At 58.2% G+C, this 14,549-nt stretch carries 12 protein-coding genes; 4 read left to right on the plus strand and 8 right to left on the minus strand.

The genetic code is table 11. The features are described 5' to 3' along the window. The first annotated feature begins 36 nt into the window (after positions 1–36). From E4T21_RS17455 to E4T21_RS17470, 4 genes are all read left to right on the plus strand, one after another. The gene (locus E4T21_RS17455; RefSeq protein ID WP_240349210.1) at positions 37–576 is read left to right on the plus strand and encodes a hypothetical protein; all 540 of its coding nucleotides are present in this window, start codon (positions 37–39) and stop codon (positions 574–576) included. Next, a complete protein-coding gene (locus tag E4T21_RS17460) occupies positions 545–1,762 on the plus strand; it encodes a hypothetical protein (protein WP_149286246.1) in 1,218 nt (405 codons plus the stop codon). Before E4T21_RS17455 ends, E4T21_RS17460 begins: the two co-directional genes overlap by 32 nt. Next, positions 1,762–4,614: a bifunctional diguanylate cyclase/phosphodiesterase gene (locus E4T21_RS17465; protein WP_338036103.1), complete on the plus strand. Its 2,853-nt coding sequence runs from the start codon at positions 1,762–1,764 to the stop codon at positions 4,612–4,614. The genes E4T21_RS17460 and E4T21_RS17465 overlap by 1 nt, the downstream gene beginning before the upstream one ends. A 168-nt stretch (positions 4,615–4,782) precedes the next feature. Beyond that, a complete protein-coding gene (locus E4T21_RS17470; protein WP_149286247.1) occupies positions 4,783–5,583 on the plus strand; it encodes a GNAT family N-acyltransferase in 801 nt (266 codons plus the stop codon). Here E4T21_RS17470 and E4T21_RS17475 read toward each other — a convergent pair. The 8 genes from E4T21_RS17475 to denD form a co-directional block, all read right to left on the minus strand. Beyond that, positions 5,501–6,688: a DUF3541 domain-containing protein gene (locus E4T21_RS17475; RefSeq protein ID WP_187775031.1), complete on the minus strand. Its 1,188-nt coding sequence runs from the start codon at positions 6,686–6,688 to the stop codon at positions 5,501–5,503. The two genes, E4T21_RS17470 and E4T21_RS17475, sit on opposite strands and share 83 nt — an antisense overlap. A gap of 38 nt (positions 6,689–6,726) precedes the next feature. Then, a complete protein-coding gene (locus tag E4T21_RS17480; RefSeq protein ID WP_149287312.1) occupies positions 6,727–7,494 on the minus strand; it encodes a trimeric intracellular cation channel family protein in 768 nt (255 codons plus the stop codon). A 387-nt stretch (positions 7,495–7,881) separates the two neighbouring features. Then, positions 7,882–8,766 carry an NAD(P)-dependent oxidoreductase gene (locus E4T21_RS17485; RefSeq protein WP_149286249.1) on the minus strand — a complete coding sequence of 295 codons (885 nt, stop codon included), beginning with the start codon at positions 8,764–8,766 and terminating at the stop codon, positions 7,882–7,884. Positions 8,767–8,865: 99 nt separating this feature from the next. Further along, the gene (locus E4T21_RS17490; RefSeq protein WP_149286250.1) at positions 8,866–10,326 is read right to left on the minus strand and encodes an aldehyde dehydrogenase family protein; all 1,461 of its coding nucleotides are present in this window, start codon (positions 10,324–10,326) and stop codon (positions 8,866–8,868) included. 90 nt (positions 10,327–10,416) lie between these two features. After that, positions 10,417–11,691 carry a TRAP transporter large permease gene (locus E4T21_RS17495; RefSeq protein ID WP_149286251.1) on the minus strand — a complete coding sequence of 425 codons (1,275 nt, stop codon included), beginning with the start codon at positions 11,689–11,691 and terminating at the stop codon, positions 10,417–10,419. Continuing rightward, positions 11,688–12,251: a TRAP transporter small permease gene (locus tag E4T21_RS17500; RefSeq protein ID WP_149286252.1), complete on the minus strand. Its 564-nt coding sequence runs from the start codon at positions 12,249–12,251 to the stop codon at positions 11,688–11,690. Before E4T21_RS17500 ends, E4T21_RS17495 begins: the two co-directional genes overlap by 4 nt. Positions 12,252–12,315: 64 nt before the next feature. Further along, positions 12,316–13,341 (minus strand): TRAP transporter substrate-binding protein, encoded by a 1,026-nt coding sequence (locus E4T21_RS17505; protein ID WP_149286253.1) that lies wholly within the window; start codon positions 13,339–13,341, stop codon positions 12,316–12,318. Positions 13,342–13,502: 161 nt separating this feature from the next. Continuing rightward, the gene (denD, locus tag E4T21_RS17510; RefSeq protein ID WP_149286254.1) at positions 13,503–14,474 is read right to left on the minus strand and encodes a D-erythronate dehydrogenase; all 972 of its coding nucleotides are present in this window, start codon (positions 14,472–14,474) and stop codon (positions 13,503–13,505) included. Positions 14,475–14,549 lie beyond the last annotated feature (75 nt).

Here is a 14,549-nt window from a genome sequence, read left to right on the forward strand (position 1 = left end):
CCATAAGCCCCGGCTCAGTGGAGAAGTGGAGTCACTATGGCCTGGCAGTCGTCGCTCCTGGCGCAAATGTGGAAGCAGTACACATCCGGCCTCTCCGAGAGAGGCGGACCTAATCTATTGCGGCGAGCAGCCTTGCAAGGGCTATTCGTCGCAGGCTTGGCCTATCTGGCAATCTCGCTCGGAAGCACACCTGCCGTTGCTCAGGTGAGCTCGCGACAGGACATATTGGTCATTGCCCATCCCGGCGTAGCCTCACGCAGGCTCGACCGTGACACGCTGCGCGCGCTGTTCGCCATGCGCCAGCGCACCTGGCCAGACGGTAATGCGGCTCAGGTCTTCGTATTACCCAATGATTCATCCACTCATGCGACATTTGCCAAGGAATGGCTGTCCGTTTACCCACATCAACTACAACTGGCCTGGGACCGCATGGTCTTTTCCGGGACAGGTCAGGCGCCCCACCGTGTCCGTACACAGCGGCAAATGGTGGCTGCGGTGTCATCCACACCAGGCGCTATTGGTTACATCAACAGGGAGTACCTGGATGAAAGCGTCCAAGTCATCAACGTGGAGTAGAGCCGCAGGCGGCACCCTCGCCGTAGCAATCTCTGCGCTTGGCGTCTCGCCATCCATGGCAACGGATACCAATGCTCTGGACTCGCTGCAGTTGCATGGCTTCCTCAGCCAGGCCTATATCGTTACCGATCACAACAATTTCTTTGGCTCCAGCAGCGATGGCAATGGCAGTTGGGATTACACTGAACTCGGCTTCAACGCTTCCTTGCGTCCAACCAAGAACCTGCTGATCGCCGCCCAGGCATTGAGCCGCCGTGCAGGCAAAGACGATGATGGTTCGCCGACACTCGACTACGGCATCATCGACTGGCAGATGCTATCCACGGCAGACCAGACCTTTGGCATCCAGCTTGGCCGCTTCAAGAATCCCCTCGGCTTCTACAACCAGACCAGGGACGTAGCCTTCACTCGCCCCAGCATTCTGCTTCCTCAATCCATCTACTTTGACCGTACACGCTCCGTTGCCATGTCAGGTGATGGCGTGAGCCTGTATCACGAAGCGCGCCTCGACAATGGTGGCCTGCTGCACAGCCAGTTTGGCGTCGGCAGGTCTCAGGCCGGCGACGACGCGGAAAGCAGTCTGGGACTGGACGACCTGCCTGGCTCTCTGGAAGGAGACCTTTCGGTCATTGGCCAGGTTCGCTACGAACATGACGGGGGACGTATCGTGCTGGCGGTGAGCGCCGCATCCGTGCACGAGAAGTATGAATCTCCAGGCGACTTTCCCGGTGACGGTGAATTCTCCTTTCAGCCAGTGATTCTCTCCGCCCAGTACAATGCAGAACGTTGGAGCCTGACAGGCGAATACGCCCTGCGCAGAGTAGAGACCAGCGGCTTCAATGCCTTCGATGACATCAGCCAGACCGGGGAAAGCTGGTACGTACAATACACTCGTCGCTTCCTGGATGACTGGCAATGGCTGGTGCGTTACGACACTCTCGTCCACAACCGCAACGACCCCAATGGCCACAAGTACGAGGCGGCAGGTTTCGGCCCGGCGTATTCCCAATATGCCGATGACCTGACCTTTGGCGTGCAGTGGACACCTCATCCCAATGTGATGTTGTCAGGTGAATACCATCACGTTGACGGTACGGGATGGTTGTCATTGCAGGATAACCCCGACTCATCTCAGACCGAACAGATCTGGAATATGTGGCTGATGCAGCTGTCGCTGAGGTTCTGATGAACATGGCCAAGGATCATGATGCTCCCCGGCGCCCTCGCCCCAGCCTGACCTGGCGGGTGGTCATGCTGTCCAGTCTGCTCCTTGTCGCCTTGGCAGTACTGATCACTTATCTTTCCTGGGCGAACATGAACAAGCAGCTCGACAGCGACCGCCAGGAGCAGGTCGAGCAACATCGACGTGAACTGCACTTTGCCCTGTCCCGAGCGGAAACCAGTCTGAAGCAACTTGCCGGTGTCGTCGCCGCCGCACCCCAGCTTAGCCAGGCCCTGGAAGCCTCCGATGCCTTGGCAGTAGACGCAGCCCTGTCGTCACAGTGGCCTACGCTGCAGCTGGAATCCGGCATCGAGGAAATCCGTGTTTACGATTCCTCCAACCACCTGTTGTTCAAGCAGGGGACACCAACCCTGGAGGATGAAAAGGACTTCCGTGCCTGGACTGCTCAGGTCATGGGCCAGGAAAGGCCGCTGTCGACACTGCGCTGCACCCCGCAGTGCTTCCACTATGCAGCGGTCCCCATACTAGGTGATGGTGGCAGCGTCGGTAGTCTCGTGATATCCAGTTCCCTGGCTTATGTCACTCGCCAGGCCAAGGAGTTATCGAGCAGCGAAACCGCGCTGGTCGTCAATCATACTCGTGGCCCCGTGGATGCACGGCCCGAGAGGCACATCGATTCCTGGAACGCCTGGGTCATCGCGGTGACCAATCAGGATGTCAGCATGCCCATCCTGCATCAGGCAGCCCCCAAGATTGCATTGCAGGACCTGGAAACTACGCCTTGGCGCTTGACTCACAGTAGCCGGGAACTGGAAATATCTGCCATACCCATCCTCCCTCAACCAGCTCGCGCATCATCAAACAACGCAACCAGCGCCTATTTTCTCCTGGTCTCGGATGTCACTGCGCAGATCAACGCCATCCGCCTCGATACCCGCACGCTGATGCTGGCCAGCCTGTTTGGCTGGCTATCAGCAGAGTTGCTGCTGCTGGCCATCCTGCTCAATCCCATGGCCCGGTTACGGCGCATAGCTGCCGTTCTGCCCCCTTTGGCCAGCGGCGGGTTCGATCAGGTACGCGCGGCCTTATCCCCCAAGAACAAGCTGTGGCCTGACGAAATCGATATCCTGGAGCACAGTACCCTGTCCCTGGCCAACCAGCTTGACCTTCTTCAGCAGGAAGTCCAGATACGTGGTGACGAGCTGGCCCAGAGGGTCAACGAACTGGCCCGAGAGCGCGACTTCATCAGCAGCCTGATTGACACAGCCCAGGTCTTCATCGTGACGCTGGATGATGAAGGGCGTATCAACCTGGTCAATGCCCACCTCGAAGAGAAACTGCAGACCCCCGCTTCAACACTGCTTGGCCGACGGTTCGATGACGTCTTCCCTGATGAAGGCGCAGCACAACCCTCCTCCAACGTGACTGAGCTGCGTTATGAAGAGCGGGAACTGGTCATTCCCAGTGGCGAATGCCATACCATCATCTGGCATCACAGCCCTTTCCCTCGTGATAACGAAAACTCCCAGGCACGCATCTCAGTCGGCCTGGATATCACTGAACGCAAGGCTGCCGAGGCCCGGCTGACCTGGTTGGCGGAACGCGATCCACTGACGGAACTGTATAACCGGCGCTTCTTCCAGGAAGCACTCAACAAGGCACTGGCCCAGGGCCATCATGGCTCTGTACTGCTGTTCGACCTGGACCAGTTCAAGGAAGTCAACGAGCTGAGTGGTCACCATGCCGGGGACCGCATGCTGCATGAGGTTGCCCGCCTGCTGCAGCAGGAGTATACCCACCGTGGTACCGTGGCCCGGCTTGGAGGCGATGAATTTGCTCTGCTGCTGACAGGCGTCGACAGCGACCAGACCATCAGTGTCGCCAAGCACCTCAATCAACTGCTGGACAGCTTGAGCTTTGTGGCGGAAGGCCACCGCCATCGTATCTCGGCCAGCATCGGCATCGTGCAGTTCCCTACCCACGGCACGACACCTGCAGACCTGATGGCAAGCGCCGACATGGCCATGTACAAGGCCAAGGAGAATCCGCTACAACGCTGGCATCTGTTGTCGGCACTGGCCAATGCCCGCGATGAGCTCAATGAGCGTGTCTACTGGTCCGAACGAATTCGTCGCGCGCTGGACGACGATGATTTCGTACTGATGGTGCAACCCATCGTGCATATGAAGAGCCATAGCATCCGCCACTACGAAGTACTGCTGCGCATGCGCGATGGCGACCGCCTTATTCCCCCTTCACGCTTCATTCCGCTTGCCGAGCACAGTGGCCAGATCATTGCCATCGACCGCTGGGTGCTGCATCACTGCGTACAGGCTCTGGCGCACCTGAAAGGCATCAGCCTGGCAGTCAACCTTTCGGGACAGTCACTGCATGACGAAGGTCTCAATCAGTTCCTCGCCGACGAGCTCGCTGAATATGATGCCGATCCTCACCATCTGATTCTGGAAGTGACGGAAACCGCGGCAATTACCGACTTTTCCACCGCACGCGGCGTACTGCAGAGCATGCGTGACCTGGGTTGCCATACAGCCCTGGACGATTTTGGTGTCGGATTCTCAAGTTTCCATTACCTGGGTCAGCTACCCGTGGACTACATCAAGATCGATGGATCATTCATCCGTAGCCTGGCGGTCAGTGCCGACAGCCGAGTGATCGTCAAGGCGGTGGCTGATATTGCCTTCGGGTTCGGCAAGCAGGCCATTGCCGAGTACGTCGATCACGAAGCATTGATTCCCCTGCTGACTTCCTACGGAATCGAGTACGGACAGGGCTTCCACCTCGGTCAACCTGTGCCGATGGAAGAAGCTTTCGGCTTCGACCCGGTCAAGCTTTAGCCAGTCACGCTTTCGTCAGTCAAGCCATAGCCAACCATTTCGAGCCTCGGCCAGGAAACGGATAACCACAGAAATGGACGAAAACAGGAAATAAATAGGTATCCGCCTTACGATTGTAAGGTTCAACATTTATAAAACTAGCGAACAAACACCAGGGACACCCCATTCATGTCACAAAATACGAGAGCTGAAGAGAGGCACGTCAAGGGTGAACAGTTGTGCAAACGCTTTGCCAAGGAATTTCGCTGTTCTCTAGCCGAAAGTGATCACGACCGACAACGTGTCTATGCATTGCGCCATCAAATCTATCTCGGCGAGATGCACTGCAACTTGCCGGAAGACCCAGAGAAACGCCTGGAAAGTGATGAGTTTGATCAGCACGCGCTGCATTGCATGATCGAACACCGCGAAAGCGGGCAACTGGCTGGTTGCATGCGCCTTGTCATCCCACACCCGGACCAGGACAACCGTATGCCGGTGGTCCACGTGGCCGGCCCGCAATTCACCCGGCCAGAACTCCACCCCAGTCTCTTTCCCAGCACGACTATTTGTGAAATCTCCCGGCTGGCCGTCGCCCCTTCCTTTCGCAAACGGGCGGTCACCTTCCCCCTGGTCATGATCGGCCTGTTCCTGAGCAGCTCCGCCCTGGCGGGTCTGACCCATCGCCGCAACATCTATGCATTGATGGAACCCAGGCTGCCACGTCTGCTGGCACAATCCGGATTCCGCTTTCACACCGTCAGCGAAGGAATCCATTACTACGGCATACGCCATGCTTACTACATTGATCATGTTCAGGCAGAACAGGAGATGCACCACGAGCTCGATGACCTGTACCAGTACATCAGAGGTCTCCTGGCTGACCAGCTACAGGCCCGTGCCAGCGTCACGGGTGAAAGGCAGAAAGATCCACACTCCTGCTCAGATCAGGTCCTGGAGTTAGCTCAGCCCCCCAGCCAAATACCATGATCGCCAGTACATTGCGATGCTCGCCGAGCTCCAGGTCGACATCGTCCGTGGTGGAAGGAATGATCCCGGAAACCGGATCCCTGGCAGCGGCAAGATGTGCGCGAATCTGCTCTACCAAAGGGTGATTTTCATTACCGGTGAGTAGAAAACACAGCGCCACTTCCGCCAGGATATCCTCCTTGGCTCGGCCAATCAGGGACGGAGCTTCACGCTCGAAGTCCTCCAGTATCCACTCGACCTGATTTTCAGGGACCAACCGCTGATAGTAACGACTGCGAGCAATGATGATGTGGGTGAGCCCATACAGCCAGTTGCTGTACTCATCCTCATCGAGCTTGGCGACGCGCTGCGGCGAGTATTGTTCCTGGAATGCGCCCAGCACCTCTTCACGCAGGTCCATCAGGCCAAGGTGATAGAGGAAGGCCACCTGGTTGGCGACCTGCGCGGCATACACCGATATCACCTCAGGGTCCGTCAGGAAGCTACGCCAGTCCACCGCCATGACAGCCGCATTCAGCGACTCGCGGGTTTCCTCGGGGATCAGCGGCAGAATATCGTGGTACTGGGCCTGGGCCAGACGGAACAGCAGACGCCGGGGCAGCATCATTTCGGTACGGCTGGCAAACATCTCCTTGCGCTGACGATCCCTGACAGAATCCGTGGGAAAGCTCTCGTACAGTTCCTGGTTACGCTGTGCCACAAGAGCGGGGTCTTTCACCAGCTGCGCATCACTGGCCAGGTCTGCCAACAGGCTCTCACCATATTCGCGATTGAGCGGCAGATACTGCGACTCTCCGGTCAAACGCCATAGGCGCTGGACATAATGGCGTTGCTTGTCCTCGGAAAGCTGATCCAGATTGTCTTCATAGACATCGCGCATTTCAGCGGCAATGCGTGCGTAATCATAGGACTCTTGCGCACTGCCGCTGGCCTGAACCTGCTGATCCAGAGGCGCAGTTGCTTGGCTGACCGCCTGTGCGGATGCAACATCCGCGACCTGGGCTTGCCCCGTTACCTGCTCGGCAATTGCCACACCCTGTGCAGCACTGAAGCACAGGGTAAAAAGCAGGATGAGCCTGGCTGATGACCGTCCCTTGATTTTCATTGTCATTACTCCTGGACTGACCCTATGTCGAGCCTACCCTAGCGGGAACTCTCTTCATCATTATCCGGCCACAGGCTTTGCGCCTTGCTGCGGGATACCATTCTCACTCTCAGCTTGGGACGGGAAGCTGGAGGAGCCGAAGTTTGAACGACATTGGTCGTTGGTGCATCAACATCAGGTTCTGTTGCCTCGCTTGTCTCCCGCGGAAGCTGTGGCTCAATCACCACCCAAGCGAACAACGGTAATGCCAGGTTCCAGTAAATCGCTGCCAAGCGTAAGCCCAGGGTCGTCACCAACGACAGCACAATGGCCAGGGAGCCAACACCAAGGTTGATCAACAGTACGTAGACCATGCCACCTGCTATCGCTGCCGTGGCGTAGATCTCCCGGCACAGCACCATGGGCACACGCTGGGCCAGCACATCACGGATCACACCACCGACCACTCCCGTGAACAGCCCCATGGACACTGCCACGACGCCGGGCATGCCCATCAGCAACGCCTTGTTGGCACCGATCACGACAAACAAGGCAAGACCAAAGGCATCTGCCACCGGCAGGATACGGCGATCGAGGCGATGAATATAACGAAAGCCAATCAACGAACCGATGACAGTCGCCAGCACCACCCAGATATAGGTCGGGTCAGTAATCCAGAACACCGGTAGAACACCCAGCACCAGATCCCTGACCGTGCCACCGCCAATTGCCGTCACGGCAGCCAGTATCAGCATGCCAATGGGATCCATGCGCGAACGACATGCCAGCAGCACCCCCGACAGAGAAAAGACCACAGTTCCCGCCATATCCAGCCAATAGACAAGTATGCTGTCCACGACAACTCCATACGTTGCCAAGTGATATACGCTGCCGACCTAATAAATCAGCATGTTATGCATGCATGAGCAGCATAACCTCATCCTGCTCCCATACAGGGTGACTTACGACCAAGGTCGCCCCTGAAGCGTGCAGGCCCCAAACTATTCTTGATACTCCCTGATCTTGATAGCGCATTCCTGATCGAGCATGGCAGCCTACCGCGCCATCCTGGCTGCCGTGAACAGCAGACTGGATGGCACGGTAAGAGATAGAACGGTAAGGGATGGGGTGGTTCAGCCGCGCGGCAGAAGATATGGCGAGATAAGCAGCAATGTCTGTCAAGAACCTTGCTGACAAGGCCGCGATCTCTGGTCTCAGGACTTCTCGGCCAACAGCGCAATCAACTCCGGCACCAGGCGCTCGCCATGCCCTGCATCCACCACTTGCCGATAGAGCGAGACGATGGCATCGGCCACTTCCTTCGAAGCGCCCAGGTCCGCGGACATCTGCTGGTAATAGCCCACATCCTTGAGTGTATTCGACAGACTGAAACGAAACCCCGATGGATCATGGTCACTGATGAACGGGCGCATGCGCTCCAGCACCACCCCACCGCCACCGCCATTACCCAGCACTTCGAGCAGTACGTTATCGGCGATATCCGCCCGCCGGGAAGCCGCGACGGCTTCGGCCAGTACGCTGGTGAAGCCCAGGGAGACGAAGTTATGCAGCAGCTTGAGCGTGTGTCCTGACCCTACCGGGCCGCCATGTGTGATGTGTTCGGAGAAGCTTTCCAGTACAGGCCGCACTTCCTCAAACAACGTATCCGGGGCACCCACAATCAGGTTCAGCCTTCCTTCAGCCGCTTCCTTTGGCGTGCGCGTCATGGCGGCATCCATGAAGCGACCGCCTGCTGCTTCCACACGCTGAGCAATCACCTGGGTAGAAGCAGGAATTGCCGTGGAACAGTCGATGATGACCTGCCCGGGACTCAGGCCTTCAAGCACGCCACCGGTCTCGAACAACACCGCTTCCACCTGAGGCGTTCCGGTGACACACAGAATCACCACGTCGGCCACTCTGGCCACATCGCATGGACTCCCCTCGGCACTGGCGCCCGCTGCCATCAGGTCTGCACAAGGTTGATTACCGGGATGCTCCAGAAAACTCAGCCGGTGCCCCGCTCGCAACAGGCTCTGGGCAATACCGTGCCCCATCAGGCCAACACCAATCAGACCGACATGTGTTTGTGACTGCATGATCTCTCCCTGGAAAAGTCTGGTTCAATGCCTGAAGGCCAAGCGGCGATGACTGCCACAGGTCTCTCAGGCAATCATCCCGCGGCCAGCTCAAGGGCATCAGCCGTGACGAATCGCGACTGTCTTGATTCGGGTATAGCTCCTGAGTCCTTCGAAGCCCTTCTCGCGCCCATGACCTGAGCGCCCGACACCACCAAAGGGCAATTCGACGCCACCGGCAGCGCCATAGTTGTTGATGAACACCTGTCCACTACGGATAGCCTTGGCCAAGCGCAACTGACGTCCACCATCACGGGTCCAGACGCCCGCACACAGGCCAAAATCCGTCGCATTGGCCAGGCGAATGGCATCGGCTTCATCCGCAAACGCCTGAACCACCAGCACCGGCCCAAATAGCTCCTCGCGACTGACCACATGCCCTTGCGGTACTTCCGTCAACAGATGCGGTACGACGAAATGGCCATCCAGTGGGGCGTCATCCGCCAATTGCCCCTTCGCCGTAATGGTGATGCCGTCCTTCACGGCAGCATCGATCAACGCCACCACCTTGTCCTGCTGCCGAGCGTTGATCAGCGGACCACAGTCAGGGTCGCGCTCGCCGACATCGCAGCGCAGAGCCTCGAAGCGCGCCTTGAGCTGCGCCACCACTTCGTCATGAATCGAGGCTTCCACCAACAGCCGGCTCCCTGCAGAGCAGGTCTGTCCCGCATTCTGGATGATGCCTCGTACCACGGCCTCTAGTGCGGCCTCTCGATCGGCATCGGCAAATACCAGTTGAGGCGACTTGCCTCCCAGCTCCATGGTCACCGGTACATGGTGCTCAGCACAGGCCTGAGTCACACGAGTGCCGGTCTGCGGAGACCCGGTAAAGGACAGGTGGTCGATATCCGGATGCTCCGCCAGGGCAGCCCCCGCTTCACTACCAAGCCCAGGCACCACATTCAACGCCCCCTCAGGAAGGCCACTCTGTACTGCCAGTTCCGCCATGCGCAGGACACTAAGGCAAGCATCTTCGGCCGGCTTGAGCACACAGGTATTGCCTGCGGCCAGGGCAGCCGCGACGCAGCGTCCGAAAATCTGTGCGGGATAGTTCCAGGGAATGATCTGGGCACAGACTCCCCAGGGTTCGCGCAGCGTCATCACAGCATAATCATTGGCGAACGGCAGCGTTTCCCCATGCAACTTGTCGGCAGCCCCGGCATAGAAGCGAAAGTATTTCGCACAAGCGGCAATATCCCCTTTGGCCTGGGTCATGGGCTTGCCAGTGTCGGCACACTCCAGCCTGGCCAGATTCTCGGCATCCGCTTCGATAGCATCGGCAAAGGCATACAACCACGCTCCACGCGTACCGGCTGACCAGCTCGCCCATGCCCCCAGCTTCCCTTCGAAGGCGGCTCGAGCCGCCGCCACGGCAGCGGCAACGTCATCAGCCTGGCAACGTGCGATAAAGGCGATGGTGTCACCGGAGGCCGGACGCTGGACAGCCAGGGTTTCGGAGGTATCACGCCATTGCCCGCCAATCAGGGCTCCACAGGGAGGTGTGATGGGTAGTGAGAACATTGAACCAACTCCTTTGGCAAAACGTAGGATCCTCAGACCAACTGCCTGTTAGGGCCAATCACGACGACTTACAGAGGCTCCTTCATGAATTCAATACAACAGCTCAACCAGCCCGAGCGAAATCCACGGCAGATAGGTGATGGCCATCAGACAGGCAAACACCACCAGTACGAAGCGCAGCAGCCAGGGCATCAGCTCGTCAATGGACAGCTTGGCCACGGCACAGGCAGCAAACAGGTTGACCCCGAGTGGTGGGGTGAACATGCCCAGTGCCAGATTGACCACCACGATCAGGCCGAAATGTACGGGGTCGATACCGTACTGCACCGCAATCGGTGTGAAGATCGGCGCCAGCACCAGAATCGCGGCGGATGTCTCGACGAACATCCCGACCACCAGCAACATCAGGTTGACGGCCAGCAGAAAGCTCACCGGGCTCGCAAACACTTCCGTCACCCAGGCCGCCACATGCCCCGGCAGTCCTGAGCGACTGATCAGGAAGCTGAACAGTGCCGCCGCAGAGATGATCAGCATGACCGTTGCCGTGGAGATGACGCTCTGACGCAGAATCGGCAGCAACTCCGCCAGGCTCAATTCACGATAGACGAGCCCACCGACCACCAGAGCATAGACCACGGCAACCGCCGAGGCCTCAGTGGGAGTGAAGACACCGCCATAGATACCGCCGATGACAACCACCGGCATCAACAGCGCTGCCCAGGCACGGCGAAAGGCCTGGGGAAACGCCGCTCGGTCTTCACGATCACGCAGCCCATAGCCACGCAGTTTGCAGAACACATACAGAAACAGCAGCAGAGCACCACCAATCAACAGCCCCGGACCGACACCGGCAATGAACAGCCGACCGATGGAGGTATCGGTGCTCACACCATAGAGAATCAAGGGAATCGACGGCGGAATCAGTACGCCCAGTTCCGCCGACGAAGCCTGGATCGCAGCCGCCAGAGGACGAGGATAGTCATGCGACACCATGGCCGGAATCAGGATCGAGCCAATCGCAAAGGTGGTCGCGACACTGGAGCCTGAAACGGCAGCAAACAGCATGCAGGTCAACACACAGGTCATCGCCAGGCCACCCTGCAAACCGCCGACGATTGACTTGGCCAGGTCCACCAGGCGCTGGGAAATGCCACCCGCCGACATCAGGTTGCCCGCCAGGATGAAGAACGGAATCGCCATCAGCGGGAAGTTGTCGATACCAACGAACATCTGCTGGGGCACCATCAACAAGGGAAAGCGGGTGAAGAACTCTATGCCGATGATCGACGCCAGCAGGATCGACACGGCAATGGGAACACCCAGGGCAAACAGAATGATCAGGGACAGACCGATGGCAGCATTCATGAGCGCACGTTCTCCGTATCATTCTTCATGTCATCGTGCTGCACGGAGGAGTCCTGGACGTCGATTTCCGCTCCTTTCGATGGCTCTCGGCCATTCAACTGAGCCAGCAGCCTGGCCACCACCGACAGTGATGAAAACGCCGCCCCTACCGGAATGGCAGCATAGATCCAGGCAATCGTGATCCCCACACCGGACAGTGTTTGGGAACTGACCCTCAAGGTCATATGGGTGCCGTACACCACCAGTACCATCAGGACGATGAGACAACATATGGCGATGAACACTTCGATCCACTTGATCGCCTTTTCAGGTACCAGCTTGTAGATCGCCTCCACCGCCATCATGTAACCGCCGCGAAAGCTGGCCGCCGCCCCCAGAAACACGCACCAGATCATGCTTGAGCGGGCCATGACTTCGGACCAGGTAGATGGCGCATCGAGGACAAAGCGCGTCAATACCTGATAGAACGCCAGGCTGACCGAAGCGATCAACATCAGCACCGCCACATACAGAGCGCACTGCGATAGCGTGCGCTCGAAGCGCAGGAACAGGTCCAGCATCAGCACTCCCTCCAGAAAACGCTTTGCCGGGCACGAGGCTCAGCCATCTCGTGCCCTGCCTGTTTCAGGATTCGCTACACTCGCTGCCACGAATGCGGTCCAGCCATTCGCTGCCGTACTCGTCGGTGTAGATCTTGTAGGCCGGCTGAACCGCCTCACGGAAGGGTGCCTTGTCGATGTCACGCACCACGCTCATACCTTTGCTTTCAAGCTCGTCGACGCCTTCGGTTTCCAGCCGGGACACCATCTCCCGGGTTGCTTCAGCGCCAGCTCGGGCTGCTTCGATGAACCAGCCTTTCTGCTCATCGTTGAGCCCATCCCACAATATCGGGGAACCCAGCATGATGGCGGGTGAATAGACATGGCCCGTCAGCGACAGATGATCCTGCACTTCCCACAGGTTGCTGGTGAGAATCACCGAGATAGGGTTTTCCTGGCCATCGACCGTACCCTGTTGCAGGGCGGTGAACAGTTCCGGGAACGCCATTGGGGTCGGATGTGCGCCCATGGCCTTGAACGCCGCCATGTGCACTTCGTTTTCCATGGTCCGGATCTTGAGACCAGCATCGTCCTGAGGTGTCTTGATGTCGCGCACATTATTGGTCATGTGGCGAAAGCCATTCTCACTCCAGGCCAGGCCGACAAGGTCATGTTCGCCGACCTTGTCGAGCAGCTCCTGGCCTATCTCACTGTCGAGTACGCAGCGGGCATGGTCGTAGTCATCGAACAGGAACGGCAGATCAAGTACATAGGATTGTGGAACGAAATTACCCAAAGGCCCGGTGGACGTGATCACGGCATCAATGGTGCCGATCTGCAGCCCCTCGATCATGGCCCGCTCACCTCCCAGTGATCCCGAGGTGTGCTCCTCGACCACAAACTCGCCTGTGGAAAGTTCTTCCAGCTTGGCCTTGAAGGCATCGACACCCGCGGAATAGTGGGAGTTGTCCGACAGTGTGTGCCCGACATTGATGGTCTGGACCGCCAGCGCCGGAAGCGACAGGCAAAACAATGCCGGCAGCGTCATGCCCGCCAGCCTCTGGGGCAAGCGCAGGGCGGAGGAAGTAGCTGGGCGTGCTTGTATTGTCATTGTTATATCCTTTTGGCTTTATTGCTCAGGGAACACGAGGCTGCGGACAAGCTACTGCGCTCGACCATCTGGCATTGACATTCGCCTTGCCTGGCCATTGCTCGTCACCTTTATCAGTCGCCTCTCACTGCATAAATACCTGCTGCGTGCGTATCAGTCGGTTATCCCGCTTGTTCTGAAATGAAAGCATCCACCACCGCGTCGAAGTCGTCGTCAGCTCGGAAACCCAGGCGCAGCGCCTTGGCGGTATGGAAGCGTCCTGGCCAACTGGCAACGATAGCCGTCACACCTTCATCAGGTTCATGGTGCACTCGTGACAGCGCCTCCTCACCGCCCTTGCGCTGCAAGGCATCGAGCATATCGGCAACGGTTACCGTAATACCGGGTAGCATCAATGCACGGCATGCGCCCAGCTCAGCAGCATCCACTTCAGCGCCATGTACCAGGCACTCGACCACCCGAGCGGGCGACATCACGAACAGTTCAAGATCAGTGGGAACCGGGCATATTGCCTCTTCGTCGTTGAGCGGCTCACGCAGAATGCTGGACGCAAAACTGGAAGCCGCTGCGTTGGGCCGGCCAGGACGAATGACAATGGTCGGCAGGCGCAGCACCCGACCATCGACCAGACCTCGGCGACTGTAGTCATTGATCAGCAACTCACACATGGCTTTCTGGGTGCCATAGCTGCTCTGTGGCATCAAGGCGGTCATGTCATCGAGCACATTGGGCAATTGGCCGCCATACACTGCCACGGAGCTGGCCATGATCAGGCGTGTCTGGTTCAGGCCTCGTGCCCGACAGCCTTCGAGCAGGAAACGGGTGGTATCGAAATTCACTCGCATGCCCAGGTCGAGGTCGGCCTCGGCAGCAGAGCTGACGACAGCAGCCAGGTGATAGATGACATCAGGGCGCTCGTCCAGCAGCGTATCCCAGGCGTCGGGGGCACTCAGGTCCCGCGAAGCGGTGGTAATGGCAAGCTCTGGCGGTGTCGTGTGATCGACCGAAGGCGCCACCTGATCCACCAGTGTCATGCGTGTCAGCGTGCGTCCATTGAGCTCGCCCCTGGCAATCAGGGCCTTGATCAGGCGCTGACCAAGAAATCCGGCTGCTCCAGTGATCAGAATATGCATAAGTGCGCCGCCTTGTAGTTACAGAAATAAGTTACAGAGATAAGTTACAGGGATGGGTTACAGAGATAGGTCACG

Source organism: Halomonas binhaiensis (assembly GCF_008329985.2).
Taxonomy (GTDB): Bacteria; Pseudomonadota; Gammaproteobacteria; order Pseudomonadales; family Halomonadaceae; genus Halomonas; species Halomonas binhaiensis.

Excerpts from the sequence above, each read along its gene's own strand:
- E4T21_RS17455 (WP_240349210.1), top strand. The coding sequence starts at position 37 with ATGGCCTGGCAGTCGTCGCTCCTGGCGCAAATGTGGAAGCAGTACACA.
- E4T21_RS17460 (WP_149286246.1), top strand. The coding sequence starts at position 545 with ATGAAAGCGTCCAAGTCATCAACGTGGAGTAGAGCCGCAGGCGGCACC.
- E4T21_RS17465 (WP_338036103.1), top strand. The coding sequence starts at position 1,762 with ATGAACATGGCCAAGGATCATGATGCTCCCCGGCGCCCTCGCCCCAGC.
- E4T21_RS17470 (WP_149286247.1), top strand. The coding sequence starts at position 4,783 with ATGTCACAAAATACGAGAGCTGAAGAGAGGCACGTCAAGGGTGAACAG.
- E4T21_RS17475 (WP_187775031.1), bottom strand. The coding sequence starts at position 6,688 with ATGAAAATCAAGGGACGGTCATCAGCCAGGCTCATCCTGCTTTTTACC.
- E4T21_RS17480 (WP_149287312.1), bottom strand. The coding sequence starts at position 7,494 with ATGGCGGGAACTGTGGTCTTTTCTCTGTCGGGGGTGCTGCTGGCATGT.
- E4T21_RS17485 (WP_149286249.1), bottom strand. The coding sequence starts at position 8,766 with ATGCAGTCACAAACACATGTCGGTCTGATTGGTGTTGGCCTGATGGGG.
- E4T21_RS17490 (WP_149286250.1), bottom strand. The coding sequence starts at position 10,326 with ATGTTCTCACTACCCATCACACCTCCCTGTGGAGCCCTGATTGGCGGG.
- E4T21_RS17495 (WP_149286251.1), bottom strand. The coding sequence starts at position 11,691 with ATGAATGCTGCCATCGGTCTGTCCCTGATCATTCTGTTTGCCCTGGGT.
- E4T21_RS17500 (WP_149286252.1), bottom strand. The coding sequence starts at position 12,251 with ATGCTGGACCTGTTCCTGCGCTTCGAGCGCACGCTATCGCAGTGCGCT.
- E4T21_RS17505 (WP_149286253.1), bottom strand. The coding sequence starts at position 13,341 with ATGACAATACAAGCACGCCCAGCTACTTCCTCCGCCCTGCGCTTGCCC.
- denD (WP_149286254.1), bottom strand. The coding sequence starts at position 14,474 with ATGCATATTCTGATCACTGGAGCAGCCGGATTTCTTGGTCAGCGCCTG.